This is a genomic window from Streptomyces sp. 8L (assembly GCF_020176795.1).
In the GTDB taxonomy this organism is placed as follows: Bacteria; Actinomycetota; Actinomycetes; order Streptomycetales; family Streptomycetaceae; genus Streptomyces.
In genome coordinates this window covers 1-24,926 of record NZ_JAIUKE010000094.1, presented here as the reverse complement: position 1 = coordinate 24,926, position 24,926 = coordinate 1, and the positions used below count along the sequence as shown (strand labels likewise).

Annotated in this window: 25 protein-coding genes; 5 read left to right on the top strand and 20 right to left on the bottom strand. The window is 71.0% G+C overall.

Features of this window, described 5'->3' with window-relative positions; genetic code table 11:
- Positions 1-247: 247 nt before the first annotated feature.
- The 8 genes from LCE31_RS10120 to LCE31_RS10085 form a co-directional block, all read right to left on the bottom strand.
- The gene (locus LCE31_RS10120) at positions 248-583 is read right to left on the bottom strand and encodes a metal-sulfur cluster assembly factor (protein ID WP_225013824.1); all 336 of its coding nucleotides are present in this window, start codon (positions 581-583) and stop codon (positions 248-250) included.
- Positions 580-1,044, bottom strand: coding sequence for a Fe-S cluster assembly sulfur transfer protein SufU (gene sufU, locus LCE31_RS10115; protein WP_225013823.1), 465 nt, complete (start codon positions 1,042-1,044; stop codon positions 580-582). The genes LCE31_RS10120 and sufU overlap by 4 nt, the downstream gene beginning before the upstream one ends.
- Positions 1,045-1,060: 16 nt before the next feature.
- Entirely contained in the window at positions 1,061-2,326 is a 1,266-nt protein-coding gene (locus LCE31_RS10110; protein WP_308042235.1) for a cysteine desulfurase, read from the bottom strand.
- Entirely contained in the window at positions 2,323-3,087 is a 765-nt protein-coding gene (sufC, locus tag LCE31_RS10105; protein WP_225013822.1) for a Fe-S cluster assembly ATPase SufC, read from the bottom strand. The genes LCE31_RS10110 and sufC overlap by 4 nt, the downstream gene beginning before the upstream one ends.
- 7 nt (positions 3,088-3,094) lie before the next feature.
- Positions 3,095-3,412 (bottom strand): bifunctional 3-phenylpropionate/cinnamic acid dioxygenase ferredoxin subunit, encoded by a 318-nt coding sequence (locus LCE31_RS10100; protein ID WP_225013821.1) that lies wholly within the window; start codon positions 3,410-3,412, stop codon positions 3,095-3,097.
- Positions 3,412-4,596: a Fe-S cluster assembly protein SufD gene (gene sufD / locus LCE31_RS10095; RefSeq protein ID WP_225013820.1), complete on the bottom strand. Its 1,185-nt coding sequence runs from the start codon at positions 4,594-4,596 to the stop codon at positions 3,412-3,414. Before sufD ends, LCE31_RS10100 begins: the two co-directional genes overlap by 1 nt.
- Positions 4,597-4,658: 62 nt before the next feature.
- A complete protein-coding gene (gene sufB, locus LCE31_RS10090; RefSeq protein WP_225013819.1) occupies positions 4,659-6,080 on the bottom strand; it encodes a Fe-S cluster assembly protein SufB in 1,422 nt (473 codons plus the stop codon).
- The gene (locus LCE31_RS10085) at positions 6,077-6,850 is read right to left on the bottom strand and encodes a helix-turn-helix transcriptional regulator (RefSeq protein ID WP_225013818.1); all 774 of its coding nucleotides are present in this window, start codon (positions 6,848-6,850) and stop codon (positions 6,077-6,079) included. The genes sufB and LCE31_RS10085 overlap by 4 nt, the downstream gene beginning before the upstream one ends.
- 144 nt (positions 6,851-6,994) lie before the next feature.
- Here LCE31_RS10085 and LCE31_RS10080 point away from each other — a divergent pair, with 144 nt between their 5' ends.
- The 3 genes from LCE31_RS10080 (at position 6,995) to LCE31_RS10070 (ending at position 9,855) form a co-directional block, all read left to right on the top strand.
- Positions 6,995-7,951 carry an ABC transporter ATP-binding protein gene (locus tag LCE31_RS10080; RefSeq protein WP_225013817.1) on the top strand — a complete coding sequence of 319 codons (957 nt, stop codon included), beginning with the start codon at positions 6,995-6,997 and terminating at the stop codon, positions 7,949-7,951.
- On the top strand, positions 7,948-8,766 hold the full coding sequence (locus LCE31_RS10075) for an ABC transporter permease (protein ID WP_225013816.1): 819 nt from the start codon (positions 7,948-7,950) through the stop codon (positions 8,764-8,766). The genes LCE31_RS10080 and LCE31_RS10075 overlap by 4 nt, the downstream gene beginning before the upstream one ends.
- A gap of 81 nt (positions 8,767-8,847) precedes the next feature.
- On the top strand, positions 8,848-9,855 hold the full coding sequence (locus tag LCE31_RS10070; protein WP_225013815.1) for a COX15/CtaA family protein: 1,008 nt from the start codon (positions 8,848-8,850) through the stop codon (positions 9,853-9,855).
- Between the two features lie 135 nt (positions 9,856-9,990).
- Here LCE31_RS10070 and pgl read toward each other — a convergent pair whose 3' ends face one another.
- Genes pgl through tkt form a run of 5 tightly spaced genes read right to left on the bottom strand, consistent with a single transcriptional unit; the run spans position 9,991 to position 16,561 of the window.
- On the bottom strand, positions 9,991-10,776 hold the full coding sequence (pgl, locus tag LCE31_RS10065; protein ID WP_225013814.1) for a 6-phosphogluconolactonase: 786 nt from the start codon (positions 10,774-10,776) through the stop codon (positions 9,991-9,993).
- Positions 10,773-11,786, bottom strand: coding sequence for a glucose-6-phosphate dehydrogenase assembly protein OpcA (gene opcA, locus LCE31_RS10060; protein WP_225013813.1), 1,014 nt, complete (start codon positions 11,784-11,786; stop codon positions 10,773-10,775). The genes pgl and opcA overlap by 4 nt, the downstream gene beginning before the upstream one ends.
- Positions 11,783-13,315 (bottom strand): glucose-6-phosphate dehydrogenase, encoded by a 1,533-nt coding sequence (gene zwf, locus LCE31_RS10055; RefSeq protein ID WP_225013812.1) that lies wholly within the window; start codon positions 13,313-13,315, stop codon positions 11,783-11,785. Before zwf ends, opcA begins: the two co-directional genes overlap by 4 nt.
- A gap of 5 nt (positions 13,316-13,320) precedes the next feature.
- The gene (gene tal / locus LCE31_RS10050; RefSeq protein ID WP_225013811.1) at positions 13,321-14,439 is read right to left on the bottom strand and encodes a transaldolase; all 1,119 of its coding nucleotides are present in this window, start codon (positions 14,437-14,439) and stop codon (positions 13,321-13,323) included.
- A gap of 34 nt (positions 14,440-14,473) precedes the next feature.
- Entirely contained in the window at positions 14,474-16,561 is a 2,088-nt protein-coding gene (tkt, locus tag LCE31_RS10045; RefSeq protein WP_225013810.1) for a transketolase, read from the bottom strand.
- Between the two features lie 318 nt (positions 16,562-16,879).
- On the opposite strand from tkt, the gene LCE31_RS10040 reads away from it, so the two are divergent.
- Together LCE31_RS10040 and LCE31_RS10035 are read left to right on the top strand one after the other, a co-directional pair.
- The gene (locus LCE31_RS10040; protein ID WP_225013809.1) at positions 16,880-17,827 is read left to right on the top strand and encodes a heme o synthase; all 948 of its coding nucleotides are present in this window, start codon (positions 16,880-16,882) and stop codon (positions 17,825-17,827) included.
- A 709-nt stretch (positions 17,828-18,536) separates the two neighbouring features.
- Positions 18,537-18,818, top strand: a complete 282-nt coding sequence (locus LCE31_RS10035; protein ID WP_225013835.1) for a hypothetical protein — start codon at positions 18,537-18,539, stop codon at positions 18,816-18,818.
- Between the two features lie 72 nt (positions 18,819-18,890).
- Here LCE31_RS10035 and LCE31_RS10030 read toward each other — a convergent pair whose 3' ends face one another.
- The 7 genes from LCE31_RS10030 to pgk all read right to left on the bottom strand — a co-directional run.
- The gene (locus LCE31_RS10030) at positions 18,891-20,363 is read right to left on the bottom strand and encodes a PH domain-containing protein (protein ID WP_225013834.1); all 1,473 of its coding nucleotides are present in this window, start codon (positions 20,361-20,363) and stop codon (positions 18,891-18,893) included.
- Between the two features lie 56 nt (positions 20,364-20,419).
- Positions 20,420-20,971, bottom strand: a complete 552-nt coding sequence (locus LCE31_RS10025; protein WP_225013808.1) for a PH domain-containing protein — start codon at positions 20,969-20,971, stop codon at positions 20,420-20,422.
- A gap of 4 nt (positions 20,972-20,975) precedes the next feature.
- Positions 20,976-22,631 carry a glucose-6-phosphate isomerase gene (gene pgi / locus LCE31_RS10020; RefSeq protein WP_225013833.1) on the bottom strand — a complete coding sequence of 552 codons (1,656 nt, stop codon included), beginning with the start codon at positions 22,629-22,631 and terminating at the stop codon, positions 20,976-20,978.
- 160 nt (positions 22,632-22,791) lie between these two features.
- Entirely contained in the window at positions 22,792-23,127 is a 336-nt protein-coding gene (locus tag LCE31_RS10015) for an RNA polymerase-binding protein RbpA (protein WP_079060169.1), read from the bottom strand.
- A gap of 197 nt (positions 23,128-23,324) precedes the next feature.
- Entirely contained in the window at positions 23,325-23,561 is a 237-nt protein-coding gene (gene secG, locus LCE31_RS10010) for a preprotein translocase subunit SecG (RefSeq protein WP_225013807.1), read from the bottom strand.
- 191 nt (positions 23,562-23,752) lie between these two features.
- On the bottom strand, positions 23,753-24,508 hold the full coding sequence (tpiA, locus tag LCE31_RS10005) for a triose-phosphate isomerase (RefSeq protein WP_225013832.1): 756 nt from the start codon (positions 24,506-24,508) through the stop codon (positions 23,753-23,755).
- 61 nt (positions 24,509-24,569) lie between these two features.
- Positions 24,570-24,926: phosphoglycerate kinase (gene pgk / locus LCE31_RS10000; protein ID WP_225013806.1), on the bottom strand; the 357-nt coding region annotated here is incomplete at its 5' end.

The following is a 24,926-nucleotide window of genomic DNA, read 5'->3' as shown; positions in this document are numbered from 1 at the left end:
GCGGGAAGGACCGCGCGACCCGTATTCGAACAGTTCATTTAAAGCGGAACATCCGGTCCTGGCCAAACCGGTCGCCTCCGCGCCCGTGGCGGCCGGTGCGCGCCGTGCGGGCCGGGACACGGCGAAGGGCCCCGGGGTGACGGGTGTGCACCCGCCACCCCGGGGCCCTTCGGACGTACTCCCGCGAGCGTCCGCCCGGACGGCTCAGACCTCGGCCGGCTCAGACGGCTCAGACGGCTCGGACGGCTCAGACGTTGAAGCCGAGCGCGCGCAACTGCTCGCGCCCGTCGTCCGTGATCTTCTCCGGGCCCCACGGCGGCATCCAGACCCAGTTGATCCGGAGCTCGTTGACGATACCGTCGGTGGCCGACTTCGCCTGGTCCTCGATCACGTCGGTCAGCGGACAGGCCGCCGACGTCAGCGTCATGTCGAGCGTGCAGACATTGCCGTCGTCGATGTGCATCCCGTAGATCAGCCCGAGGTTGACGACGTCGATGCCGAGTTCGGGGTCGACGACGTCGTACAGCGCCTCGCGGACCTCGTCCTCCGAGGCCGGCTTCATCAGGGTCTCGTTCTCGCTCATGCCGTCTCCTTCCGCGCGCTCTCGCCCAGGGCCTGGGCCGTCGCGTCCTTCCAGGCCATCCAGCTCAGCAGGGCGCACTTCACCCGGGCGGGGTACTTGGAGACGCCCGCGAACGCGACCGCGTCCTCCAGCACCTCCTCCATCGCGTCGTCCGGCTCGACCTGGCCCTTCGACTGCATCAGCTCCAGGAACGTGCCCTGGATCTTCTGCGCGTCGGCGAGGTCCTTGCCGACCAGCAGGTCGTTCAGCACCGAGGCGCTGGCCTGGCTGATGGAGCAGCCCTGCCCCTCGTAGCTGACGTCCGCGATGCGCGAGCCCTCGTAGCGCACGCGCAGGGTGATCTCGTCGCCGCACGTCGGGTTGACGTGGTGCACCTCGGCGTCGCCGTCCCGCAGACCGCGCCCGTGGGGGTGCTTGTAGTGGTCCAGGATGACGTCCTGGTACATCGAATCCAGTTTCACGACTCGGCCCTGTCCCCTATCCGAAGAAGTTGCGGACGTGCTCCAGGCCGTCGACCAAGGCGTCCACCTCGGCCGGGGTGGAGTACAGATAGAAAGACGCCCGTGTCGTCGCGGGAATTCCGTACCGCAGGCAGACGGGCCGCGCGCAGTGGTGGCCGACCCGGACGGCGATGCCCTGCTCGTCCAGCACCTGGCCCACGTCGTGCGGGTGGATGTCGCCGAGCGTGAACGAGATCGCGGCGCCGCGCTCCTCGGCCGTGGTGGGGCCGATCAGGCGCAGGTCGGGAACCTGGAGCAGCCGCTCCACCGCGTACGCGGTCAGCGCGCGCTCGTGTGCGAAGACGTTGTCCATGCCGATGGCCGTGAGGTAGTCCACGGCCGCGCCGAGGCCCACGGCCTCCGCGATCGGCGGCGTACCGGCCTCGAACTTGTGCGGCGCGGGCGCGTACGTGGACGAGTTCATCGACACGGTCTCGATCATCTCGCCGCCGCCGAGGAACGGCGGCAGGTCCTCCAGCAGCTCCTGCCTGCCCCACAGGACACCGATGCCGGTCGGGCCGAGCATCTTGTGTCCGGTGAAGGCGACGAAGTCGGCCTGGAGGGCCTGCACGTCCAGCGGCATGTGCGGGGCGGCCTGCGACGCGTCGATCATCACCAGGGCGCCGACCTCCTGCGCCCTGCGGACGATCTCCTCGACCGGGTTGTGCGTGCCGAGGATGTTGGAGACCAGCACGAAGGAGACGATCTTCGTCTTCTCCGTGATGACCTTGTCGATGTCCGACAGGTCGAGGCGGCCGTCGTCGGTGAGGCCGAACCACTTCAGCTTCGCGCCGGTGCGCTGCGCGAGCAGCTGCCACGGGACGATGTTGGAGTGGTGCTCCATCTCCGTGATGACGATCTCGGTGTCGCTGTCCACGCGGTAGGGCTCGTCGGCCCAGCCCAGCATGTTGGCGACCAGGTTCAGCGACTCCGAGGCGTTCTTGGTGAAGATCACCTCGTCGCGGCTCGGCGCGTTGATGAACGACGCGACCTTGTCGCGGGCGCCCTCGTAGAGCGCCGTGGCCTCTTCCGCGAGGACGTGCACGCCGCGGTGGACGTTGGCGTTGTGCCGCTCGTAGTACTCGGTGATCGTGTCGAGGACCTGCCGTGGCGTCTGCGACGTCGCGGCGTTGTCCAGGTACACGAGCCTGCGGTCGTCGTGGACCAGCCGGTCGAGGACCGGGAAGTCCTTGCGGATCGCCTCGGTGTCCAGCAGGCCGTGCAGTTCCCGCGTCTGTGTCACGCCGTTACGCCTCCCTTCACATATGCCTCGTAGCCCTCGTTCTCCAGCTTGTCGGCGAGCTCGGCTCCGCCGGACTCGGCGATGCGGCCCTGCGCGAAGACGTGGACGAAGTCGGGCTTGATGTAGCGGAGAATCCGCGTGTAGTGGGTGATCAGCAGCGTGCCGACCTGGCCGGTCTCGCGGACGCGGTTGACGCCCTCGGACACGATGCGCAGGGCGTCCACGTCGAGGCCGGAGTCCGTCTCGTCGAGGATCGCGATGTGCGGCTTGAGCAGTTCGAGCTGGAGGATCTCGTGGCGCTTCTTCTCGCCGCCGGAGAAGCCCTCGTTGACGTTGCGCTCGGCGAAGGCCGGGTCGATCTGGAGGTTCGCCATCGTCTCCTTGACCTCCTTCACCCAGGTGCGCAGCTTGGGGGCCTCGCCGCGCACGGCCGTGGCCGAGGTGCGCAGGAAGTTGGAGACGGAGACGCCGGGGACCTCGACCGGGTACTGCATGGCGAGGAAGACGCCGGCGCGGGCCCGCTCGTCCACGGTCATCGCGAGGACGTCCTCACCGTCGAGGGTGACGGTGCCGCCGGTGACCGTGTACTTGGGGTGCCCCGCGAGGGAGTAGGCGAGCGTCGACTTGCCGGAGCCGTTGGGGCCCATGATGGCGTGCGTCTCGCCCTGCTTGACGGTCAGGTCGACGCCCTTGAGGATCTCGCGGGGGCCGCCTTCCGCATCGACGGTGACGTGCAGGTCGTTGATTTCGAGCGTTGCCATGGGTGACTCAGGACTCCTGGGTGACGGAGACGAGCACATCGTCCCCTTGGATCTGTACGGGGTATACGGGGACGGGGCGCGTCGCGGGCAGTCCGGACGGCTTGCCGGTGCGCAGGTCGAAGCTGGAGCCGTGCAGCCAGCACTCGATCTGGCAGTCCTCCACCTCGCCCTCGGAGAGGGAGACGTTCGCGTGCGAGCAGATGTCGTTGATCGCGAACACCTCGCCCTCCGTACGGACGACGGAGACCGGGACGCCTTCGAGCTCGACCCGTTTCGGGGTGTCCTCTTCGAGCTCGCTGAGGGCGCAGACACGGGCGAAGGCCATCAGACGGACGCCTCCAGCTCCGTCTCGATCTTGCCGAGCAGGCGCTCCTCGACGTCCGGCAGGCCGATCTGCTGGACGAGTTCGGCGAAGAAGCCGCGGACGACGAGGCGGCGCGCCTCGACCTCCGGGATGCCGCGCGCCATCAGGTAGAACAGCTGCTCGTCGTCGAACCGGCCGGTGGCGGACGCGTGTCCCGCGCCGGCGATCTCGCCCGTCTCGATCTCCAGGTTCGGCACGGAGTCGACGCGCGCGCCGTCCGTGAGGACGAGGTTGCGGTTCATCTCGTAGGTGTCGGTGCCCTCGGCCGCGGCCCTGATCAGCACGTCGCCGATCCACACCGCGTGCGCGTCGGTGCCCTGGAGCGCGCCCTTGTAGGCGACGTTCGACTTGCAGTGCGGGGTGTTGTGGTCGACCAGGAGGCGGTGCTCCTGGTGCTGTCCCTGGTCGGTGAAGTACAGGCCGAACAGCTCGGCCTCGCCGCCGGGGCCCGCGTACGCGACGCGCGGCTGGAGCCGTACGACGTCGCCCCCGAAGGTGACGACGACGGACTTGAAGGAGGCGTCGCGGCCGACGAGCGCGTTGTGCTGGGCCACGTGCACGGCGCGCGCGTCCCAGTCCTGCACGGACACGACGGTCAGCTTCGCGCCGTCGCCGACGAGGAAGTCGACGTTGCCCGCGACGACCGCGTCGCCCGTGTGGTCGAGCACGACGACGGCCTCGGCGAACGCGCCGAGCTCGATCACCTGGTGGACGAAGGCGGTGCCGCCCTGCCCGTGCACGCTGATCCTGATCGGCTCGGTGAGCACGGTCTCCTTGGGGACCGACACCACGGACGCCTTCTCGAACGAGGAGTACGCCTGGGCGGCGACGCGGTCCGCGGGGACACCGGCCTTGCCGACGCGCGGGTCGTCGCGGCCCACGGTCTCCTGGGTGACCCCGTCGGGCACGGTCACCTCGACCCGGATGCGGTCGTCGCCGACGGCGGTGCCGTCGTGGAGCCCGCGCAGGCGCTCCAGCGGGGTGAACCGCCACTCCTCCTCCCGGCCGTGCGGCACGGGGAAGTCGCCGACGTCGTAGGAGGGCGGCGCGCTCATACGCGTCGCCATGGTGGACTCCGCCGCCACCGCGATCGCGCCGGTGGTCGTGGAACCCGCCGGAGCGGGGGAATTCTGGGCCTCGGCCATGGCTGTCGTCGTGTTCTCTCTGTCTGTCTCTGGTGCTGTCTCGGTGTCGGGTCGGTGCGGCGTCAGCCGACCGATCCCTCCATCTGCAGCTCGATCAGCCGGTTGAGTTCCAGCGCGTACTCCATCGGGAGTTCCTTGGCGATCGGCTCGACGAAGCCCCGCACGATCATCGCCATCGCCTCGAACTCGGACAGACCGCGGCTCATCAGGTAGAACAGCTGGTCTTCCGAGACCTTGGAGACGGTGGCCTCGTGGCCCATCGACACGTCGTCCTCGCGCACGTCCACGTAGGGGTACGTGTCGGAGCGGGAGACCGTGTCGACCAGCAGCGCGTCGCAGAGCACATTGGACTTGGAGCCCTCGGCGCCCTCGCCGATCTCGATCAGGCCGCGGTAGGACGTACGGCCGCCGCCGCGCGCCACCGACTTGGAGACGATGTTCGAGGACGTGTTGGGCGCCATGTGCACCATCTTGGCGCCCGCGTCCTGGTGCTGGCCCTCGCCGGCGAACGCGATGGAGAGCGTCTCGCCCTTGGCGTGCTCGCCCATCAGGTAGACGGCCGGGTACTTCATCGTGACCTTGGAGCCGATGTTGCCGTCGACCCACTCCATGGTCGCGCCCTCGTACGCCACGGCCCGCTTGGTGACGAGGTTGTACACGTTGTTCGACCAGTTCTGAATGGTCGTGTAGCGGCAGCGGCCGCCCTTCTTGACGATGATCTCCACGACGGCGCTGTGCAGCGAGTCCGAGGAGTAGATCGGGGCGGTGCAGCCCTCCACGTAGTGGACGTAGGCGTCCTCGTCGACGATGATCAGCGTCCGCTCGAACTGGCCCATGTTCTCCGTGTTGATCCGGAAGTAGGCCTGGAGCGGGATGTCGACGTGCACGCCCTTCGGCACGTAGATGAAGGACCCGCCGGACCACACCGCCGAGTTCAGCGACGCGAACTTGTTGTCGCCGACGGGGATGACGGTGCCGAAGTACTCCTTGAAGAGCTCCGGGTGCTCCTTCAGCGCCGTGTCGGTGTCCTGGAAGATGACGCCCTGCGACTCCAGGTCCTCACGGATCTGGTGGTAGACGACCTCGGACTCGTACTGCGCGGCGACACCGGCGACCAGGCGCTGCTTCTCCGCCTCGGGGATGCCGAGCTTGTCGTACGTGTTCTTGATGTCCTCGGGCAGGTCGTCCCAGGACTCCGCCTGCTTCTCCGTGGAGCGCACGAAGTACTTGATGTTGTCGAAGTCGATGCCCGAGAGGTCCGAGCCCCAGTTGGGCATGGGCTTCTTGTCGAACAGCCGGAGGCCCTTGAGGCGGAGCTTCAGCATCCACTCGGGCTCGTTCTTCTTCGCCGAGATGTCGCGGACGACCTCTTCGGAGAGGCCGCGCTTGGCGGAGGCACCGGCGGTGTCGGGGTCGGCCCAGCCGAATTCGTACGTGCCCAGACCCTCGAGTTCGGGGTGGGCAGTCTCCGTGGGGAGCGTCATGCGGGGTTCCTCCCGGCTGTGCGTTCAGTAAGGGGTTCGGAGTCGGTGGCGGCGCCGTGCGGCGTCCGCGGGACGAAGGTCGTGCATACGCCGTCGCCGTTGGCGATGGTCGCGAGCCGCTGTACATGCGTGCCGAGGAGCTGGGAGAAGGCCTCTTTCTCGGCCTCGCACAGCTGCGGGAACTGCTCGGCGACGTGCGCGACCGGGCAGTGGTGCTGGCAGAGCTGCTCGCCCTGGCCGCCCGGCGCGGCGCGGGTGGTGGCCGCGTATCCGTCGGCGCTCAGCGCGTCGGCGAGGGCCCGGGCCCCGCCGGCGGGGCCGGCCGCCTCCACGGAACCGCGGTAGGCCTCGATCTGGGCGGCGATCCTGGCGCGGGCGAACGCGGCGACGGCGGCCTCGCCCTTCTCGCCGCCGCCCGCGGCGGTGGCGATCCAGCGCAGGGCGTCGGCGGCCAGCTTGTCGTACGACTGGTCGAAGGCGTCCCTGCCGCAGTCGGTGAGGGCGAAGACCTTCGCGGGGCGCCCGCGCCCGCGCGAGCCGTAGACCCGCTGCTCGCGGGGCTCCACGACGGTGTCGGCGACCAGTGCGTCGAGATGGCGGCGTACGGCGGCGGCGGTCAGGCCGAGGCGGTCCGCGAGCTCGGCGACCGTCGAGGGCCCGTGGTCCAGGATGGACCGTGCAACGCGGCCGCGCGTGGAGTGCTCACCGGTCGCCAGATCGTCCTGCGGGGTTCCCATGGGGGCCTCCCGAGTCTCGCCGACGTTTTTCACAACGCCATTGTTGCGTAATTCCGGGCGCCATGACAACCACAGTGCGCCACGATCGACGGTGCCCTGCGTCACTTAGGGTTACCTAAGGAAGGGTCCCGCTCCCCCGTGGTCGGCCGCCGCACGGGCGCTGCCTAGACTTCGCCCATGCACAGCGACTCCCCCGACGTCACCGGCAGCGGGCCCGACCCCGTCGTGTCGATCCGGGGCCTGGTCAAGCGCTACGGGGACAAGACCGCCGTGGACGGCCTGGACCTGCTGGTACGCGCGGGCACGGTCACCGCCGTCCTCGGACCCAACGGCGCGGGCAAGACCACCACCGTCGAGACCTGCGAGGGCTACCGCAGGCCCGACGCGGGCACGGTACGCGTCCTCGGCCTCGACCCGGTCCGGGACGCGGCGCGGCTGCGCCCCCGGATCGGCGTGATGCTCCAGTCGGGTGGCGTGTACTCCGGCGCCCGCGCCGAGGAGATGCTCCGCCACATGGCGAAGCTGCACGCGAACCCGCTGGACGTGGACGCGCTGATCGAGCGCCTCGGCCTCGGCTCCTGCGGCCGCACCACCTACCGGCGGCTCTCCGGCGGCCAGCAGCAGCGGCTCGCCCTCGCGCTCGCCGTCGTCGGCCGGCCCGAACTGGTCTTCCTGGACGAGCCGACCGCGGGCCTGGACCCGCAGGCCCGCCGCGCGACCTGGGACCTGATCGGGCAGCTGCGTGCCGACGGCGTCAGCACCGTCCTGACCACGCACTTCATGGACGAGGCCGAGACCCTGTCCGACGACGTCGTCATCGTGGACGCGGGCCGCGTCGTCGCCCAGGGCGACCCCGAGGAGCTGTGCCGCGGCGGTGCGGAGAACACCCTGCGCTTCACCGGCCGGCCGGGGCTCGACCTCGGTTCGCTGCTCAAGGCGCTGCCGGACGGCTCGGGTGCCACCGAGCTCACCCCGGGTGCGTACCGGATCGCCGGCACGGTCGACCCGCAGCTGCTCGCGACCGTCACGTCCTGGTGCGCGCAGCACGGCGTCATGGCCGAGGGCATCTCCGTGGAGCGGCACACCCTGGAGGACGTCTTCCTCGAACTGACCGGCAAGGAGCTGCGCCGATGACCGCCACAGCGGGTCCCGTGGGTACGGGCGCCGGCACGGGTACCGCCACCGGTACGGGCACCTACGCGCCGGCGCCGGGCGCGGCGCCGCTGACCCGGATGATCGCGGCGCAGACCGCGTTCGAGACGAAGCTGCTGCTGCGCAACGGGGAGCAGCTGCTGCTGACGGTGGTCATCCCGTCGCTGCTGCTGGTGCTGTTCTCGACGGTCGACATCGTGGACACCGGCCGGGGGAAGTCCGTGGACTTCCTCGCGCCCGGCATCCTCGCCCTCGCGGTCATGTCCACCGCCTTCACCGGGCAGGCCATCGCCACGGGGTTCGACCGGCGCTACGGCGTCCTCAAGCGGCTCGGCGCCTCCCCGCTGCCCCGCTGGGGCCTGATGACCGCGAAGACGCTGTGCGTGCTCGTCACCGAGGTCCTCCAGGTCGCGCTGCTGAGCGTCATCGCGCTGCTGCTCGGCTGGTCGCCCCACGGCAACCCGGGCGCGGTGGTCCTGCTGCTGGTCCTCGGCACGGCGGCGTTCTCCGGGCTCGGCCTGCTGATGGCGGGCACGCTCAAGGCGGAGGTGACGCTCGCCGCGGCGAACCTGGTGTTCATCCTCCTGCTGGTGGCGGGCGGGGTGATCGTGCCGCTCGACAAGTTCCCCGACGCGGCTCGCGAGGTGCTCCAGCTGCTGCCGATCGCCGCGCTCTCCGGCGGGCTGCGGGACGTGCTCCAGCACGGCGCCTCGGTCCCCTGGGGCGATCTCGGAGTCCTGGCCGGGTGGACCGTCGTGGGCCTCGGCGCCGCGGGCGCCTTCTTCCGCTGGGAGTAGTCCCGCGCGCCGCCGGAAGCGGTCGCACGCGCTCGGCTGCGCGCCACCCCTCGTGAAAACCCGCACAAGCGGCCGCCTACGATGAACCCCATGCCGAACGTCACCCGGGCAGATGTGGCCGAAGCGGCCCGGAACCCCCTCGCCTACCTGGCCGCACGCTGGACGCCGTCGGACCGCCTGGTCCGCTACTCGCTCCTTGCGGCCGTGGTCACGAGCGTCGTCATCGTCGTCAGCGGCGGCGCGGTCCGCCTCACCAGCTCGGGACTCGGCTGCCCCACCTGGCCCAAGTGCTCCGACGCGAGCCTGACGGCGACCCCCACGCTCGGCATCCACGGTGCGATCGAGTTCGGCAACCGGATGCTGACGGACGTGCTCTGCGTCGTCGTCGGCTGGGCCATCGTCGCGGCCCGCTGCGCGAAGCCCCGCAGGCGCGGCGTCACCCGGCTCGTCTGGTCGCAGTTCTGGCTGGTCGTCGCGAACGCGGTGCTCGGCGGCATCACCGTCCTGGTCAAGCTCAACCCCTGGACGGTCGCGGGCCACTTGCTGCTCGCCATGGTCTTCGTCACGGTGACCACCATGACCTGGCTGCGCTTCCGCGAGGGCGACCTGCCCGCCAGGCCGCGCGCACCGCTGCCGCTGCGCCGCCTGACGGCCTGGATGGTCGTCGCGACGGCCGTCCTGATCGCCGCGGGCACCGGAGCGACGGGGTCGGGCATCCACGCGGGCGACAGCAACAAGGTGCCGCGGATGCCGTTCGACTGGCTGGACACGGTGTACGTGCACGGCGGCCTGGCCTGCCTCGTCTGCGTGATGGCCGCCGCCCTGTGGATCGGCCTGCACGTCGTCGACGCGCCGCGCGACACCCGCGTGCTGGCCCGCAACTTCCTGCTGGTCCTGCTCGCGCAGGGCGTCGTCGGCGTGATCCAGTCGGCGACCGGCGTGCCCGAACTCCTCGTCGCGGTACACATGCTGGGCATCTGCGCGGTCTGGATCGGCGTCCTGCGCGTCGCGGTCAGCCTCAGGGAGCGCCCCCTGTCCGCGCCCGGCACCCCGGCCCAGTCGGAACCCCCGATCGCCGCGACGGTCTGAGCGCGCGGGGCGCGGGCGCCCCGTCCGGGCCGTACGCCTGCGCACGACTCGCCCCCGGGGTGTCGCCCCTGAGCGGCGGAACGGGCCGGTCCGGCCTCCGCGGTGCGGAGGGGGACCGGGCCGTTGCGTGACTCGTCAGGCGGAGGCCGGCGGGTAGAGCGAACGCGGCAGCTTGGAGGCCGCCGCGGCGTCCAGCAGCCAGAGCGTGCGCGCCCGGCCGGTCGCGCCCGCCGCGGGCGCCTGGATCTCGCCCGCGCCGGACAGCGCGATCTCCGCCGCCTCGGCCTTGTCCTCGCCCGCCGCGAGCAGCCACACCTCGTGCGCCGCCCTGATCGCGGGCAGCGTGAACGAGATGCGCAGCGGCGGCGGCTTCGGCGCACCGTGCACCGCGACGACCGTGCGCTCGCTCTCCCGTACGCCCGGCAGCTCGGGGAAGAGGGACGCGACGTGCGTGTCGGGGCCCACCCCCAGCATCAGAACGTCGAAGGACGGCACCTGCGCGTGGTCCTCTGGGCGCGCGGCGGCGGCCAGTTCCGCGGCGTAGGCGGCTGCCGCGGCCTCGATGTCGCTGCCGTACGGACCGTTCGACGCGGGCATCGCGTGCACCCGCTTGGCGTCGAGCGGAACGCTGTCGAGCAGCGCCTCGTGGGCCTGGGTGGCGTTGCGCTCCGGGTCTCCCTCGGGCAGGAAGCGCTCGTCGCCCCACCACAGGTCGAGGCGCGACCAGTCGACCGCGTCCCGCGCGGGCGAGGACGCCAGCGCGGCCAGCAGGCCGTTGCCGTTGCGCCCGCCGGTGAGTACGACCGACGCCGTGCCGCGCGACGCCTGCGCGTCCACGATCTTCGTGATCAGCCGCGCCGCCGCGGCGCAGGCCATCAGCTCCTTGTCGCGGTGGACCACGAGCTGCGGCGCCGTGCTCACTTGGACGCCGTCCTCTTGGCCGCCGTCTTCTTCGCGGCGGGGGCCGCGCCGCCCTTCGCGCCGTCTCCCGCCGCGCCGGGCTTCGGCTCGTGCAGCCGCTCCACGCCGTAGCGCAGCGTCGAGGCGTAGGTGTCGTCCGGGTCGAGCCTGCGCAGCTCCTCCGCGATCAGCTCGGCCGTGTCGCGGCGGTTGAGCGCCACCGCCCGGTCGGGCTGGCCCTCGATGGAGAGCGTGGCGAGGGAGCCGTCGGCGCGGTCGATGGAGACGGGACCGCAGGTGGTCTCCATCCGTACGGCGGTCAGGCCCGGGCCCTTGGAGACGGCGCGGTGCACCGGCACGCCGAGGCGGTCGGCCAGCCACATCGCGAGCAGCTCGCAGCTCGGGTTGTCCTGCTCGCCCTCCACCTCGACCGAGCTGACCTTGCAGGTCACCTGGTCGAGCGCGGCGGCCAGCATGGAGCGCCAGGGGGTGATACGGCTCCACGCCAGGTCCGTGTCGCCCGGGGTGTAGACGGCGGCACGCTCCTTGAGCTCCTCGACCGGGTTCTGCGCCGTGTAGGAGTCCGTGACGCGGCGCTGCGCGAGGGCGCCCAGCGGGTCCTTGGCCGGGCTGGGCGGCGAGTTCACCGGCCACCAGACGACGACGGGCGCGTCGGGCAGCAGCAGCGGCAGCACCACCGACTGGGCGTGGTCGATGACCTCGCCGTACAGCCTGAGGACCACCGTCTCGCCGATGCCGGCGTCCTCGCCGACCCGCACCTCGGCGTCGAGGCGGGCGTTGGCCCGGTCCCGGGGGGAGCGCGAGGGGCGCTTGACGACGACGAGCATCCGCGAGGGGTGCTCCCTCGACGCGTCGCTCGCCGCCTTCAGGGCGTCGTACGCGTTCTCCTCGTCGGTGACGACGACCAGGGTGAGAACCATGCCGACGGCCGGGGACCCGATGGCCCTGCGGCCCTGCACCAGCGCCTTGTTGATCTTGCTGGACGTGGTGTCCGTGAGATCGATCTTCATGGCCGCCGCCAGCTCCGTCCGTCTCGTGCGAGCATTTCGTCCGCCTCGGCGGGGCCCCAGGTCCCGGACTCGTACTGGGCGGGCTTGCCGTGCTTGTCCCAGTAGTCCTCGATCGGGTCGAGGATCTTCCAGGACAGCTCGACCTCCTCCGTGCGCGGGAAGAGGTTGGCGTCGCCGAGCAGGACGTCGAGGATGAGCCGCTCGTAGGCCTCGGGGCTCGACTCGGTGAAGGACTCGCCGTACTGGAAGTCCATCGAGACGTCCCGCACCTCCATGGAGGTGCCGGGGACCTTGGAGCCGAACCGCATCGTCACGCCCTCGTCCGGCTGGACGCGGATGACCAGGGCGTTCTGGCCCAGTTCCTCCGTGGCGGTGTGGTCGAAGGGGGAGTGCGGCGCGCGCTGGAAGACGACCGCGATCTCCGTGACCCGGCGGCCGAGGCGTTTGCCGGTGCGGAGGTAGAACGGGACGCCGGCCCAGCGGCGGTTCTCGATCTCGACCTTGATGGCGGCGTAGGTGTCGGTCTTCGACTTGGGGTCGATGCCGTCTTCCTGGAGGTAGCCGACGGCCTTCTCGCCGCCCTGCCAGCCCGCCGCGTACTGCCCGCGCACGGTGGCGTCGCCCAGATCCTTCGGCAGCCGTACGGCCCCGAGCACCTTGGTCTTCTCCGCGACCAGCGCGTCCGCGTCGAAGGAGGCGGGCTCCTCCATCGCGGTCAGCGCCATGAGCTGGAGCAGGTGGTTCTGGATGACGTCGCGCGCGGCGCCGATGCCGTCGTAGTACCCGGCCCGGCCGCCGATGCCGATGTCCTCGGCCATGGTGATCTGCACGTGGTCGACGTACGACCGGTTCCAGATCGGCTCGAAGAGGGTGTTGGCGAAGCGGAGCGCCAGGATGTTCTGGACGGTCTCCTTGCCGAGGTAGTGGTCGATCCGGAAGACCTCGTGCGGCGGGAAGACCTCGTGGACGACCGCGTTCAGTTCCTTGGCGGACTTGAGGTCGTGGCCGAAGGGCTTCTCGATGACGGCGCGGCGCCAGGACCCTTCCTTCTGGTCGGCGAGCCCGTGCTTCTTGAGCTGCTGCACGACCTTGGGGAAGAACTTCGGCGGCACCGACAGGTAGAAGGCGAAGTTGCCGCCCGTGCCCTGCGACTTGTCGAGGTCGTCGATCGTCGTCTTCAGGGTCTCGAACGCCTCGTCGTCGTCGAAGGTGCCCTGCACGAACCGCATGCCCTGGCTCAGCTGCTGCCAGACCTCCTCGCGGAAGGAGGTGCGGGCGTGCTCCTTGACGGCGTCGTGGACGACCTGGGCGAAGTCCTCGTTCTCCCAGTCGCGGCGTGCGAAGCCGATGAGCGAGAAGCCCGGCGGCAGCAGGCCGCGGTTGGCCAGGTCGTAGACGGCCGGCATCAGCTTCTTGCGGGACAGGTCGCCCGTGACACCGAAGATGACCAGGCCCGAAGGCCCCGCGATGCGCGGGAGCCTCCGGTCCGCGGCGTCACGGAGCGGATTGGCTCCGTGGGTTGCGGTCAAGGGGATCAGCCCTCCGAGGGGGCGAGGCGCTTGAGCTCCGCCTCGGTCGACTTGAGGAGGTCGTTCCAGGACGTCTCGAACTTGTCGACGCCCTCGTCCTCGAGGAGCTGGACGACCTCATCGTAGGAGATGCCCAGCTTCTCCAGGGCGGCCAGGTCGGCACGGGCCTGGTCGTACGTGCCGCGGACGGCGTCACCGGTGATCTCGCCGTGGTCCTGGACGGCGTCGAGCGTCGCCTCGGGCATGGTGTTCACGGTGTTCGGCGCGACCAGGTCGGCGACGTACATCGTGTCCTTGTAGGCCTTGTCCTTGACGCCCGTGGACGCCCACAGCGGGCGCTGCCTGTTGGCCTGGGCACGGTCGAGGGCGGCCCAGCGCTCGCTGCCGAAGACCTCCTCGTACGCCTCGTAGGCGAGGCGGGCGTTGGCGACGGCGGCCTTGCCGCGAAGGGCCTTCGCCTCGTCGGTGCCCAGCGTGGCGAGGCGCTTGTCGATCTCGGTGTCCACGCGGGAGACGAAGAACGACGCCACGGAGTGGATCTTGGAGAGGTCGAGGCCCGCGGCCTTTGCCTTTTCCAGACCGCTCAGGTAGGCGTCCATGACCTCGCGGTAGCGCTGGAGCGAGAAGATCAGGGTCACGTTGACGCTGATGCCGCGGCCGATGGTCTCGGTGATCGCGGGCAGACCTGCCTTGGTCGCCGGGATCTTGATCAGCGTGTTCGGCCGGTCCACCAGCCAGGCGAGCTGCTTGGCCTCGGCGATCGTGGCCCTGGTGTTGTGCGCGAGACGCGGGTCCACCTCGATGGACACCCGGCCGTCCGTGCCGCCCGTCGCGTCGAACGTGGGGCGCAGGATGTCGGCGGCGTCGCGCACGTCCGACGTGGTGATCATCCGGACGGCCTCCTCGACGGTCACCCTGCGGGCCGCGAGGTCGGTGAGCTGGGTGTCGTACCCGTCACCCTGAGAGATCGCCTTCTGGAAGATCGAGGGGTTCGTCGTAACGCCCACCACGTGCTGCTCGTCGATCAGCTCGGCCAGGTTGCCCGAGGTGATCCGCTTGCGCGACAGGTCGTCGAGCCAGATCGCTACGCCTTCGTCGGAGAGGCGCTTCAGTGCGTCTGTCATGTCGGTTGCATCTCCTACTTGTCGTGTACTGGCGTCAGCGTGTGGAGGCGTCGAGAGATTCCCGCGCGGCGGCGACCACGGCTTCCGGGGTGAACCCGAACTCGCGGAAGAGGACCTTGCCGTCCGCCGAGGCGCCGAAGTGCTCGAGCGAGACGACACGGCCCGCGTCACCCACGTAGCGGTACCAGGTCAGGGCGATGCCCGCCTCGACCGCCACGCGCGCCTTCACGGACGGCGGCAGTACGGACTCGCGGTATTCCTGGCTCTGCTCCTCGAACCACTCGACCGAGGGCATCGAGACGACGCGCGTCGGGACCCCGTCGGCCTGGAGCTGCTCGCGGGCCGCGACGGCGAGCTGGACCTCGGAGCCGGTGCCGATGAGCACGACCCGCGGGTCGCCGCCCTCGGCCTCCGCGAGCACGTAACCGCCGCGTGCGGTGTCCTCGTTCGCAGGGTACGTCGGGACGCCCTGGCGGGTCAGCGCGAGGCCGTGCGGGTGCCCCTTGCCGTACTCCTTGGTGTAGCGGCGGAGGATCTCGCGCCACGCGATGACGGTCTCGTTCGGGTCCGCGGGGCGTACCACGTTGAGGCCGGGGATGGCGCGCAGCGTGGCCAGCTGCTCGACCGGCTGGTGCGTCGGGCCGTCCTCGCCGAGACCGATCGAGTCGTGCGTCCACACGTACGTCACCGGCAGGTGCATCAGGGCGGACAGGCGCACCGCGTTGCGCATGTAGTCCGAGAAGATGAGGAACGTACCGCCGTAGACACGGGTGTTGCCGTGCAGCGTGATGCCGTTCATCTCCGCGGCCATCGAGTGCTCGCGGATGCCGAAGTGGATCGTGCGGCCGTACTGGTCCGCCTCCGGCAGGGGGTTGCCGACGGGCAGGAACGAGGAGTTCTTGTCGAACGTCGTGTTGTTGGAGCCCGCGAGGTCGGCGGAGCCGCCCCACAGCTCGGGGATGACCGGGCCGAGCGCCTGGAGGACCTTGCCGGACGCGGCGCGCGTGGCCAGCGACGTGCCGGCCTCGAAGACGGGCAGCGCGTCCTCCCAGCCCTCGGGCAGGACGCCGGAGGCGACCCGGTCGAAGGTCGCGGCGTGCTCCGGGTTCGCGGTGCGCCAGGCGGCGAAGCCCTTCTCCCACTCGGCACGCGCCTCGCGACCGCGGTCGAGCGCCTTGCGGGTGTGCGCGACGACCTCGTCGGCGACCGCGAAGTTCTGCTCGGGGTCGAAGCCGAGGACGCGCTTGATGGCCGCGACCTCGTCCGCGCCGAGCGCCGAGCCGTGCGCGGCCTCGGTGTTCTGGGCGTGCGGCGCGGGCCAGGCGATGATCGAGCGCATCGCGATGAAGGACGGCCGGTCGGTGACGGACTTGGCCTCCTGGATCGCCGCGTAGAGGGCCGCCGGGTCGAGGTCGCCGCTCTCCTGCGGCTGGACGCGCTGCACGTGCCAGCCGTACGCCTCGTACCGCTTGACGGTGTCCTCGCTGATCGCGGTCTCGGTGTCGCCCTCGATCGAGATGTGGTTGTCGTCCCACAGCAGGATCAGGTTGCCGAGCTTCTGGTGGCCCGCGAGGGAGGACGCCTCGGCCGAGATGCCCTCTTCGAGGCAGCCGTCGCCCGCGATCGCGTAGATGTAGTGGTCGAACGGGGACGTGCCCTGCGCGGCCTCCGGGTCGAACAGGCCGCGCTCGTAGCGCGAGGCCATGGCCATGCCCACCGCGTTGGCGACGCCCTGGCCGAGCGGTCCCGTCGTGGTCTCCACACCGACCGTGTGGCCGTACTCCGGGTGGCCCGGGGTCTTGGAACCCCAGGTCCGCAGGGCCTCCAGGTCCGACAGCTCCAGGCCGAAACCGGCCAGGTACAGCTGGATGTAGAGCGTCAGAGACGAATGCCCGGCGGACAGGACGAACCGGTCACGGCCGGTCCAGTTCGCGTCGGCGGGGTCGTGGCGCATCACCTTCTGGAAGAGGGTGTACGCGGCCGGGGCCAGGCTCATCGCCGTACCGGGATGGCCGTTGCCGACCTTCTGCACGGCATCCGCTGCCAGGACACGGGCGGTGTCGACCGCCCTCTGGTCCAGCTCTGTCCACTTGAGGTCTGTGGTGGTCGGCTTGGTGCTCACCCTGAGTCAGGGCTCCTCTCCACATGTCACGGCCGGTGTCCTGCGGGCGCACCGGATCAATGCCGAGCCTACCCTTGCGGCCGTGGCGGACTCGCGCATGCATTTCCCGTGCATTTCCCGTGCATTCCCAGGGTGCGGCCAGGGGCGGAAGTCCGCCTCCCGGTGAGCCATTCGTATGGCCCGTGGGTGCCCCCAACACGACCGACCCCCGCGGAGAACGGCATCTGGGCAACGTCTAGAGTGGCGTGGTACGCGCAAGTCTTCACCGGGGCTTCACGCCGCCCGGAGCTTGCTGGGATTTCTCTGTCAGGGGTGTACGTGACGGCCGTCGAGTCCCGACCCGCAGGGGTCGCCGCGACGTCGAGCCCGAGGGCCCATCGGCCGTTCGGAGCGCGCGTCAGGGCATTCGTGGAGCTGACGAAGCCGCGGATCATCGAGCTGTTGCTCATCACCACCGTTCCGGTGATGTTCCTCGCCGCCCGGGGCGTTCCGGACCTCTGGCTGGTACTCGCCACCTGTGTCGGCGGTTATCTCTCCGCAGGCGGCGCCAATGCCCTGAACATGTATATCGACCGTGATATCGACGCCCTGATGGACAGGACGTCGCAGCGGCCCCTCGTGACCGGAATGGTCTCCCCGCGCGAAGCGCTCGTATTCGGCCTCGCCCTCGCCGCAGTCTCCACGCTGTGGTTCGGACTGCTGGTGAACTGGCTGTCGGCGGCGATGGCCCTCGGCGCGCTGCTTTTCTACGTGCTCGTCTACACGATGGGCCTCAAGCGGCGCACCTCGCAGAACGTGGTCTGGGGCGGCATCGCGGGCTGCATGCCGGTCCTCATCGGCTGGTCGGCCGTGACGAACTCGATGTCGTGGGCCGCGGTCATCCTCTTCCTGGTCATCTTCTTCTGGACGCCGCCGCACACCTGGGTCCTGATGATGCGCGTACGGGGCGACTACGAGCGGGTCGGCGTGCCGATGCTGCCCGCCGTCGCCACGAACAAGGCCGTCGCCAAGCAGGTCGTCGTCTACAGCTGGGTCATGGTCCTGGTGTCGCTGACGCTGACGCCGCTCGGCTACACCGGCTGGTTCTACACGGCGGTCGCCGCGCTGTCCGGCGCGTGGTGGCTCACCGAGGCGCACAGGCTCCAGGCGCGCGCCAGGGCGGGAGTCGTGGGCGCGAAGCTCAAGGAGATGCGCCTGTTCCACTGGTCCATCACCTATGTGTCGCTGCTGTTCGTCGCGGTGGCCGTGGACCCGTTCCTGCGCTGAACGTCCTGCGTCCTTGAACGCCCCGGTGATCGCGTGGCCAAAGCCACGCGGCCGGGGCGTCGCCGTTTCCGCTACCCGTGGGTAGCCTGCGCACATGGCAGAGAGCGAAGAGACCGGGCAGGGCGAACGCGCACGCGCCGAGGAGAAGGCCCCCGAGGCGGACGCCCCGGCTGAGACGGCCGGGAAGCCCGAGGCCGGCGGTTCGTCCGAGGCGGAGGCCTCGTCGGAGGGGGAGGCCGCGTCCGGGGCGGAGGCCCCCTCGGAGGCTGAGGCTGCGTCCGGGGCGGGCGAGAAGCCCGCGGCAGGTGGGAAGACGGATACCGAAGGGGCCCCGGCCGCCGAGGAGAAGACGGCGGCGGAGGCCACGACCGGGGCCAAGGCCGAGGCCAAGCCGGAGGCCGGGGCCGACGCGGAACCGAAGACCGGAGCCGGGGCCGACGCGGAACCGAAGGCCGGGGCCAAGCCGGAGGCCGAGACCAAGCCTGGGGCCGACGCAAAGCCTGAGGCCGACGCAAAGCCGAAGCCGGACGCCGAGGCCGCGGCGGCGTCGGAACCGGAGGCTGGGGCGCAGGCGGAGGCCGGCGCCGCGTCCGGGACTGATGGCGCGTCCGAGAACCTGGCCGGCGCCGGGCAGGAGCCACCGGCGGCCGAGCGGCCCGATCCGGCCGCGAGGCGCCGCGAGGCGAAGGCCGCGCGCACGGCGGCCCGGCTGGCGAAGCAGATCACCGCGTTCGGCTCGCGCCACGGCGGCGCGCAGGGCCGGCTCGCCCACCTCGGCAGGCTCGGCACCCGCATCGTGCTCGTCGGCGAGGACGGCCGCTGGGGCGACCTCGTCGCGCCGTCGGACGCGGTCGCGCGCGCCGCCGCCGAGCAGGCAGGGCTGCCCGTCGAGGACACCTTCGACGGCGAACTCGCCGCCAGGGTCAGCACGGGACCGTACGAGTGGAAGCGGATGGCCGGCATCCAGCTCGGCGGGCGCGGCGCGGCCTGACGGACGGGCGGGACCCGTTACTCGACCGACGCGTCCACGGCATCCAGCGGGCGGCGACCCGTCAGGTGGCTGTCAGGTGTCCTCGGTCGTCAGGAACGGGGCCAGCAGGCCCGGTGCCGCCTCCTCGGCGAAGGCCAGCGCCTCGGCCTCTGCCGCGTCCCGTACGTGGTAGCGCCCCCGTCCCGCGGCCGTGGTGGCCGTCAGGGTGACGAGGCCCGCCCTGCGCTGGAAGTACGACTGCCGTACGGTCCAGCCGATCACGCCCGAGCGCTGGAGCGCCACGGTCGACCTGCGCACCGCGCCGGACCGCGCCACCAGGTAGGCGCCGCTGAGGCCGTGGCCCAGGGAGCGGTACGCGGTCACCGCGAGGCACAGGGCCGCCGGCAGGGCGAGAACCGCGACGCACAGCGCCACCCACCAGAGGCCGAGGGCGGCGAAGAGGGCCGCGGGGGCGAGCGCCCCGGCCACCGCGCGGCGCAGCCGGCGGGCGCGGGCCGCCGCCGGATGGGCGGACAGCGACCGCGCGGTGGGCGCCGACGCCTCGCGCAGCACCCGCGCCGCCACCTCGTCCGCGAGGGCGCGCGGCGCGGCGGGCAGCAGATTGCGGTGGTCGACGTGCTTCTCCCGCGTCTCCTTGTGGACGAGCCCGGTGGCGATCGCGTCCACGCGGGCCGCGCCCAGCAGCCGGACGCCGAGCGGCTCCACGATCTCGACGCCCCGCAGCCGCCGCTCCTCGACGGAGACGGACCGCGAGGTGAGCAGTCCGCGCCGGACCCGCAGCGTGCCGCCCGGTTCGCGCTCCAGCCGGTAGTGCCACCACATCTCGGTCCAGACGCCGAGCGCGCCGACCGCACCGGCGAGCAGCGCCGCGAGCACGGAGGCGGTGACCGCCCAGCCCAGCGGCGCGTGCCGCAGGCAGCGCGCCACGAACCTGATCACGTCCCCCTGGGCACCGAACCAGTCGCTGATCTGCAGCAGACCGCCCACGGACGCCCCGGCGAGCAGCGGGGACAGGAACGACAGCGGCGCGTACAGCACCCAGCCGGGCCGTATCGACGCGAGGAGGCCCTCGTCGGGCCGCTCCCCCGCGGCCCGCGGGGTCCGGGCCAGGAGCTCCCTGCGCAGCCGCTCGCCCTCGGCGCGCGCGACGGACTCCAGTTCCAGCGCGCCCTCGCGGGCGTGTTCGCCTGCCCCGATCCGTACGGTGACCAGACCGAAGACGCGCAGCAGCGGATTCGCGGTCAGGTCGACGGTCCGTATGCGGTCGAGCGGCAGCGAGCGCCGCTTCACCAGCAGCAGGCCCTGGCGCAGTTCTGCGCGCTCGGGGCCGATCCGGTAGCCGGTGCGCCGCCAGCGCACGTAGTCGATGCCGGTGCCGAGCGCGGTGACCACGACCGCCCCCGCCACCGTCCACGCCATGGCGCGGCTGACGCCCGCGGAGTCCATGACGCCGAGCGCTGTGGGCACGCCCGCGCTGACGACGACGCCGACGAGGACCACCGCCGTGACGACGTACGTGCGCGGGTCGAGCCGCTGCCAGGGGATCGCCTCGGTGGCCTCCGCTGCCGGTGCGCGTTCGCCGGTGTCCGCCGGCGGGGCGGTCACGTGGCGTCCCCCGGCGTCGCCTGGGTGATCCGGGTCAGCCGCTCGGCGAGCGCCGTGGCGGTCTCCGGGCCGAGGCCCCTGATGTGCACGGCGCCCTTCGCGGACGCCGTGGTGACGGTGACCGTCGAGAGCCGGAACAGCTGTTCAAGCGGGCCGCGTACGGTGTCCACGGTCTGGACCCGGGACATCGGCGCGACCCGCCACTCCTGCCAGAAGAAGCCGGAGCGCACATAGACCGCGTCGCCGGTGACCTCCCACCGGTGCACCCGGTACCACCAGCGCGGCAGCAGGGCGGCGCTCAGGAGACCGGCCGCCGCGACGGCGCCCGCCGCGGTGAGCAGCCCGCCGCGCGCGGGGCCGATCAGCGCGCCGAGCACGGCGAGCACTGCGACGGGTCCCGCCGCGGCCAGCAGCAGCTGGGCGCGCCACCAGGCGACGGCGCGCGGGTGGAGCGTCTGGCGCGGGGCGCGCAGGTGCGGCCCGCCCCCGCCCGGTGGGCCGTACGGCGTCGTCTGCGCGGCTCCGGCCGCCCCCGCCCCCGTCGTCATCGGCTCAGCGGCCGCGCAGCGTCCGGTACAGGGCGACGAGCCCGGCCGTCGAGGAGTCGAGGCCCTCGGCCGACTTCTCACCGGTCAGGACGGGCTCGATGTTCTTGGCGAGCACCTTGCCGAGCTCCACGCCCCACTGGTCGAAGGAGTCGATGTTCCACACGGCGCCCTGGACGAACACCTTGTGCTCGTAGAGGGCGATGAGCTGGCCGAGCACCGACGGGGTGAGGTCCGGCGCGACGATCGTCGTCGTCGGGTGGTTGCCGCGGAACGTCTTGTGCGGCACGAGTTCCTCGGCGACGCCCTCCGCGCGGACCTCGTCGGGTGTCTTGCCGAAGGCCAGCGCCTGTGTCTGCGCGAAGAAGTTGGCCATCAGCAGGTCGTGCTGGGCGGCCAGGCCGGCCGGCAGGTCCCCGGAGGGGCGGGCGAAGCCGATGAAGTCGGCGGGGATGACCTTGGTGCCCTGGTGAATCAACTGGTAGTACGCGTGCTGCCCGTTGGTGCCGGGCGTGCCCCACACGACGGGCCCCGTCTGCCAGTCGACGGGGTTGCCCGCGCGGTCCACGGACTTGCCGTTGGACTCCATCTCCAGCTGCTGGAGGTACGCGGTGAACTTCGACAGGTAGTGGCTGTACGGCAGGACGGCGTGCGTCTGCGCGTCGAAGAACGAGCCGTACCAGACGCCGAGGAGGCCGAGCAGCAGCGGCACGTTGGAGGCGGCGGGGGCGGTGCGGAAGTGCTCGTCGACGGTGTGGAACCCGTCGAGCATCTCGCGGAAGCGGTCCTGGCCGATCGCGATCATCAGCGAGAGACCGATGGCGGAGTCGTAGGAGTAGCGTCCGCCGACCCAGTCCCAGAACTCGAACATGTTGGCCGTGTCGATGCCGAAGTCGGCGACCTTCTCGCTGTTGGTGGACAGCGCCACGAAGTGCTTGGCCACCGCCTCCTGGCCCGCGCCGAGTTCGCCGAGCAGCCACTTGCGCGCGGAGGTGGCGTTGGTGATGGTCTCGATGGTGGTGAACGTCTTGGACGCGATGATGAACAGCGTCTCGGCCGCGTCGAGGTCGCGGACCGCCTCGTAGAGGTCGGCGCCGTCGACGTTGGAGACGAACCGCACGGTCAGGTCCCTGCGGGTGAACGTCTTCAGGGCCTCGTACGCCATGGCGGGGCCGAGGTCGGAGCCGCCGATGCCGATGTTGACGATGTTCTTGATGGGACGGCCGGTGTGGCCGGTCCAGGCGCCGGAGCGTACGCGCTCGGAGAAGTCAGCCATCTTGTCGAGGACCGCGTGCACGGCGGGCACGACGTTCTCGCCGTCGACCTCGATCACCGCGTCGCGCGGGGCGCGCAGCGCGACGTGCAGGACGGCGCGGTTCTCGGTCGTGTTGATCTTCTCGCCGCGGAACATGGCGTCCCGCAGCTCGGCGACACCGGTGGCCTTGGCGAGGTCGCGCAGCAGCGCCAGCGTCTCGTCCGTCACCAGCTGCTTGGAGTAGTCCAGGCGGAGATCGCCCACCCGCGCCGTGTAGTCCGTGCCGCGCTCCGGCTGCGACGCGAACAGATCGCGCAGGTGGGTGTCGCCCAGCTGTTCGCGGTGCTTGCCGAGTGCGGCCCACTCGGGCAGCTGGTTGAGCCTCTTGCGCGCGCCGGTTGCGTTCATGTCGGACATCAGCCCACTTCTTCTCGTGCCTGGATGCGTGTCCCTGTTCGGAATCCAACCTAATTGATCAGGGTGACGGCCGAGGGACCGGCGGGCACGAACGCGTCCGGCCGGTCACCCGCGGGTGACCGGCCGGATCGGCCTGGTCGGCGCTCGCCGCTCAGATCTCGCCGCGGAGCTTCGCGAGCGCCTCGGCGAGGATCGCCTCGCCGTCCGCGTCGCTGCGCCGCTCGCGCACGTACGCGAGGTGGGTCTTGTAGGGCTCGGTGCGCGGCGGGTCCGGCGGGTTGTCCTGGTCCTGCCCGGCCGGGAAGCCGCAGCGCGGGCAGTCCCACGTCTCCGGAACCTGAGCGTCGCTGGCGAAGCTCGGCTGGGTCTCATGCCCGTTGGAGCACCAGAAGGAGATGCGCAGGCGGGGTGCGGACTCGCCGCGCTCGGCCTCGCCCATCGGGCCCGCTCCGACCCGGCTCCCCCGGATCGCGTTGCCACTTGCCACGGTCGTAACTCCCTGCGTGATGGTGCCGCAAAGCTTCGAACGGCAGCTCCGCTGCCGGGCGCCCCGATGGCCGGGCACCCCAGGCTGCGTGAGTCTACGTAACGCCCAACGCGCGTCCAGTTTCGGGAGTTACCCCCTGCGCCGGGCGCGGAACCTCATGATAGGCCGCGTCCGGGGAGCCGGTACCCGCCCGCGGGTCAGCCCTTGAGCTTGATGATCAGGCCGAGCGCGACGATGCACGCCACCCACAGGAGGGAGACGACCACGGTGATGCGGTCGAGGTTGCGCTCCGCGACCGAGGAGCCGCCCACGGACGACTGCATGCCGCCACCGAACATGTCGGAGAGGCCGCCGCCCTTGCCCTTGTGCATCAGCACCAGCAGCATCAGCAGCAGGCTGAAGACGATGAGGGCGATCGAGAACCCCAGAACCACGGCTGAACCAACTTCCTCGGACGGGTGGAATTGACAGAAAAACAACAATCGGCTGGTACGAGCATCGCGGATACCGTCCGTCATACCGGGCGCGGCGGCACCCGCGATGTACTGCGGGGGCCCACCGCGGGACGCGTCCGCGTCCGTGGCCGGCCCCCGCAAGGGTACGACGAATCCGTGCTACGGCACACTCACTGGTCGCGGAAGCGCACGATCTTGACGTACTCGTCCGTGTCCAGCGACGCGCCGCCGACCAGAGCGCCGTCGATGTCGGGCTGCGCCATGATCCCCGCGACGTTCCCGGACTTCACCGAGCCGCCGTACTGGATGCGGACCTTGTCGGCGACGTCCTGCGTGTACAGCTCCGCGATCTTGCCGCGGATCGCGCCGCACACCTCCTGGGCGTCGTCGGCGCCGCAGGTCTTGCCGGTGCCGATGGCCCACACCGGTTCGTACGCGACGACCAGGGTCTCGGCCTGCTCGGCCGTGATGTCCTTCAGACCGCCCTCGACCTGCGCGAGCGTGTGCTCGACGTGGCGGCCCTCCTCGCGGACGGCCTCGGGCTCGCCGACGCACAGGATCGGGGTGAGGCCGTGCCGGTAGGCGGCCTTGACCTTGGCGTTGCACACCTCGTCGCTCTCGCCGTGGTATTGGCGGCGCTCGGAGTGGCCGACGACCACGTACGAGCACTTGAGCTTGGCGAGCATGGGCCCTGAGATCTCGCCGGTGTAGGCGCCGGAGTCGTGCGCGGAGATGTCCTGCGCGCCGTACTTGATCTTGAGCTTGTCGCCGTCGATCAGGGTCTGCACGGAGCGCAGGTCGGTGAACGGCGGCAGGACGGCGACCTCGACGGCCGCGAAGTCCTTGTCGTTCAGGCCGAAGGCGAGCTTCTGCACCTGTCCGATGGCCTCGAGGTGGTTGAGGTTCATCTTCCAGTTGCCCGCCATGAGCGGCGTGCGGCCGGCGTTCTGAGGTGTCGCGGTCTCGGGTGTTGCGGTCATGGGAAGGTCAGTCCTCCAGTGCGGCGAGGCCGGGCAGCGTCTTGCCTTCGAGGTATTCGAGGCTGGCGCCGCCGCCGGTCGAGATGTGGCCGAAAGCCGACTCGTCGAAACCCAGCGTCCGCACGGCGGCCGCGGAGTCGCCGCCGCCGACGACGGTGAAGGCGGACGAGTCGATCAGGGCCTGGGCCACGGCCCGGGTGCCCTCGGCGTAGTCGGGGTGTTCGAAGACGCCCACCGGGCCGTTCCAGAAGACGGTGGCCGCGTCGGCGATCTTCGACGCGTACAGCGCGCAGGTCTCCGGGCCGGCGTCGAGGCCCATCTTTCCCTCGGGCATGGCGTCGGCGGGGACGGTCTCGGGGTGGGC

What these genes read in the sequence shown, in the direction of transcription:
- LCE31_RS10120 (WP_225013824.1), bottom strand. Translation starts at nt 583, where the DNA reads ATGAGCGAGAACGAGACCCTGATGAAGCCGGCCTCGGAGGACGAGGTC.
- sufC (WP_225013822.1), bottom strand. Translation starts at nt 3,087, where the DNA reads ATGGCAACGCTCGAAATCAACGACCTGCACGTCACCGTCGATGCGGAA.
- LCE31_RS10100 (WP_225013821.1), bottom strand. Translation starts at nt 3,412, where the DNA reads ATGGCCTTCGCCCGTGTCTGCGCCCTCAGCGAGCTCGAAGAGGACACC.
- sufD (WP_225013820.1), bottom strand. Translation starts at nt 4,596, where the DNA reads ATGGCCGAGGCCCAGAATTCCCCCGCTCCGGCGGGTTCCACGACCACC.
- sufB (WP_225013819.1), bottom strand. Translation starts at nt 6,080, where the DNA reads ATGACGCTCCCCACGGAGACTGCCCACCCCGAACTCGAGGGTCTGGGC.
- LCE31_RS10080 (WP_225013817.1), top strand. Translation starts at nt 6,995, where the DNA reads ATGCACAGCGACTCCCCCGACGTCACCGGCAGCGGGCCCGACCCCGTC.
- LCE31_RS10075 (WP_225013816.1), top strand. Translation starts at nt 7,948, where the DNA reads ATGACCGCCACAGCGGGTCCCGTGGGTACGGGCGCCGGCACGGGTACC.
- LCE31_RS10070 (WP_225013815.1), top strand. Translation starts at nt 8,848, where the DNA reads ATGAACCCCATGCCGAACGTCACCCGGGCAGATGTGGCCGAAGCGGCC.
- opcA (WP_225013813.1), bottom strand. Translation starts at nt 11,786, where the DNA reads ATGAAGATCGATCTCACGGACACCACGTCCAGCAAGATCAACAAGGCG.
- tal (WP_225013811.1), bottom strand. Translation starts at nt 14,439, where the DNA reads ATGACAGACGCACTGAAGCGCCTCTCCGACGAAGGCGTAGCGATCTGG.
- LCE31_RS10025 (WP_225013808.1), bottom strand. Translation starts at nt 20,971, where the DNA reads ATGACGACGGGGGCGGGGGCGGCCGGAGCCGCGCAGACGACGCCGTAC.
- pgi (WP_225013833.1), bottom strand. Translation starts at nt 22,631, where the DNA reads ATGAACGCAACCGGCGCGCGCAAGAGGCTCAACCAGCTGCCCGAGTGG.
- tpiA (WP_225013832.1), bottom strand. Translation starts at nt 24,508, where the DNA reads ATGGCGGGCAACTGGAAGATGAACCTCAACCACCTCGAGGCCATCGGA.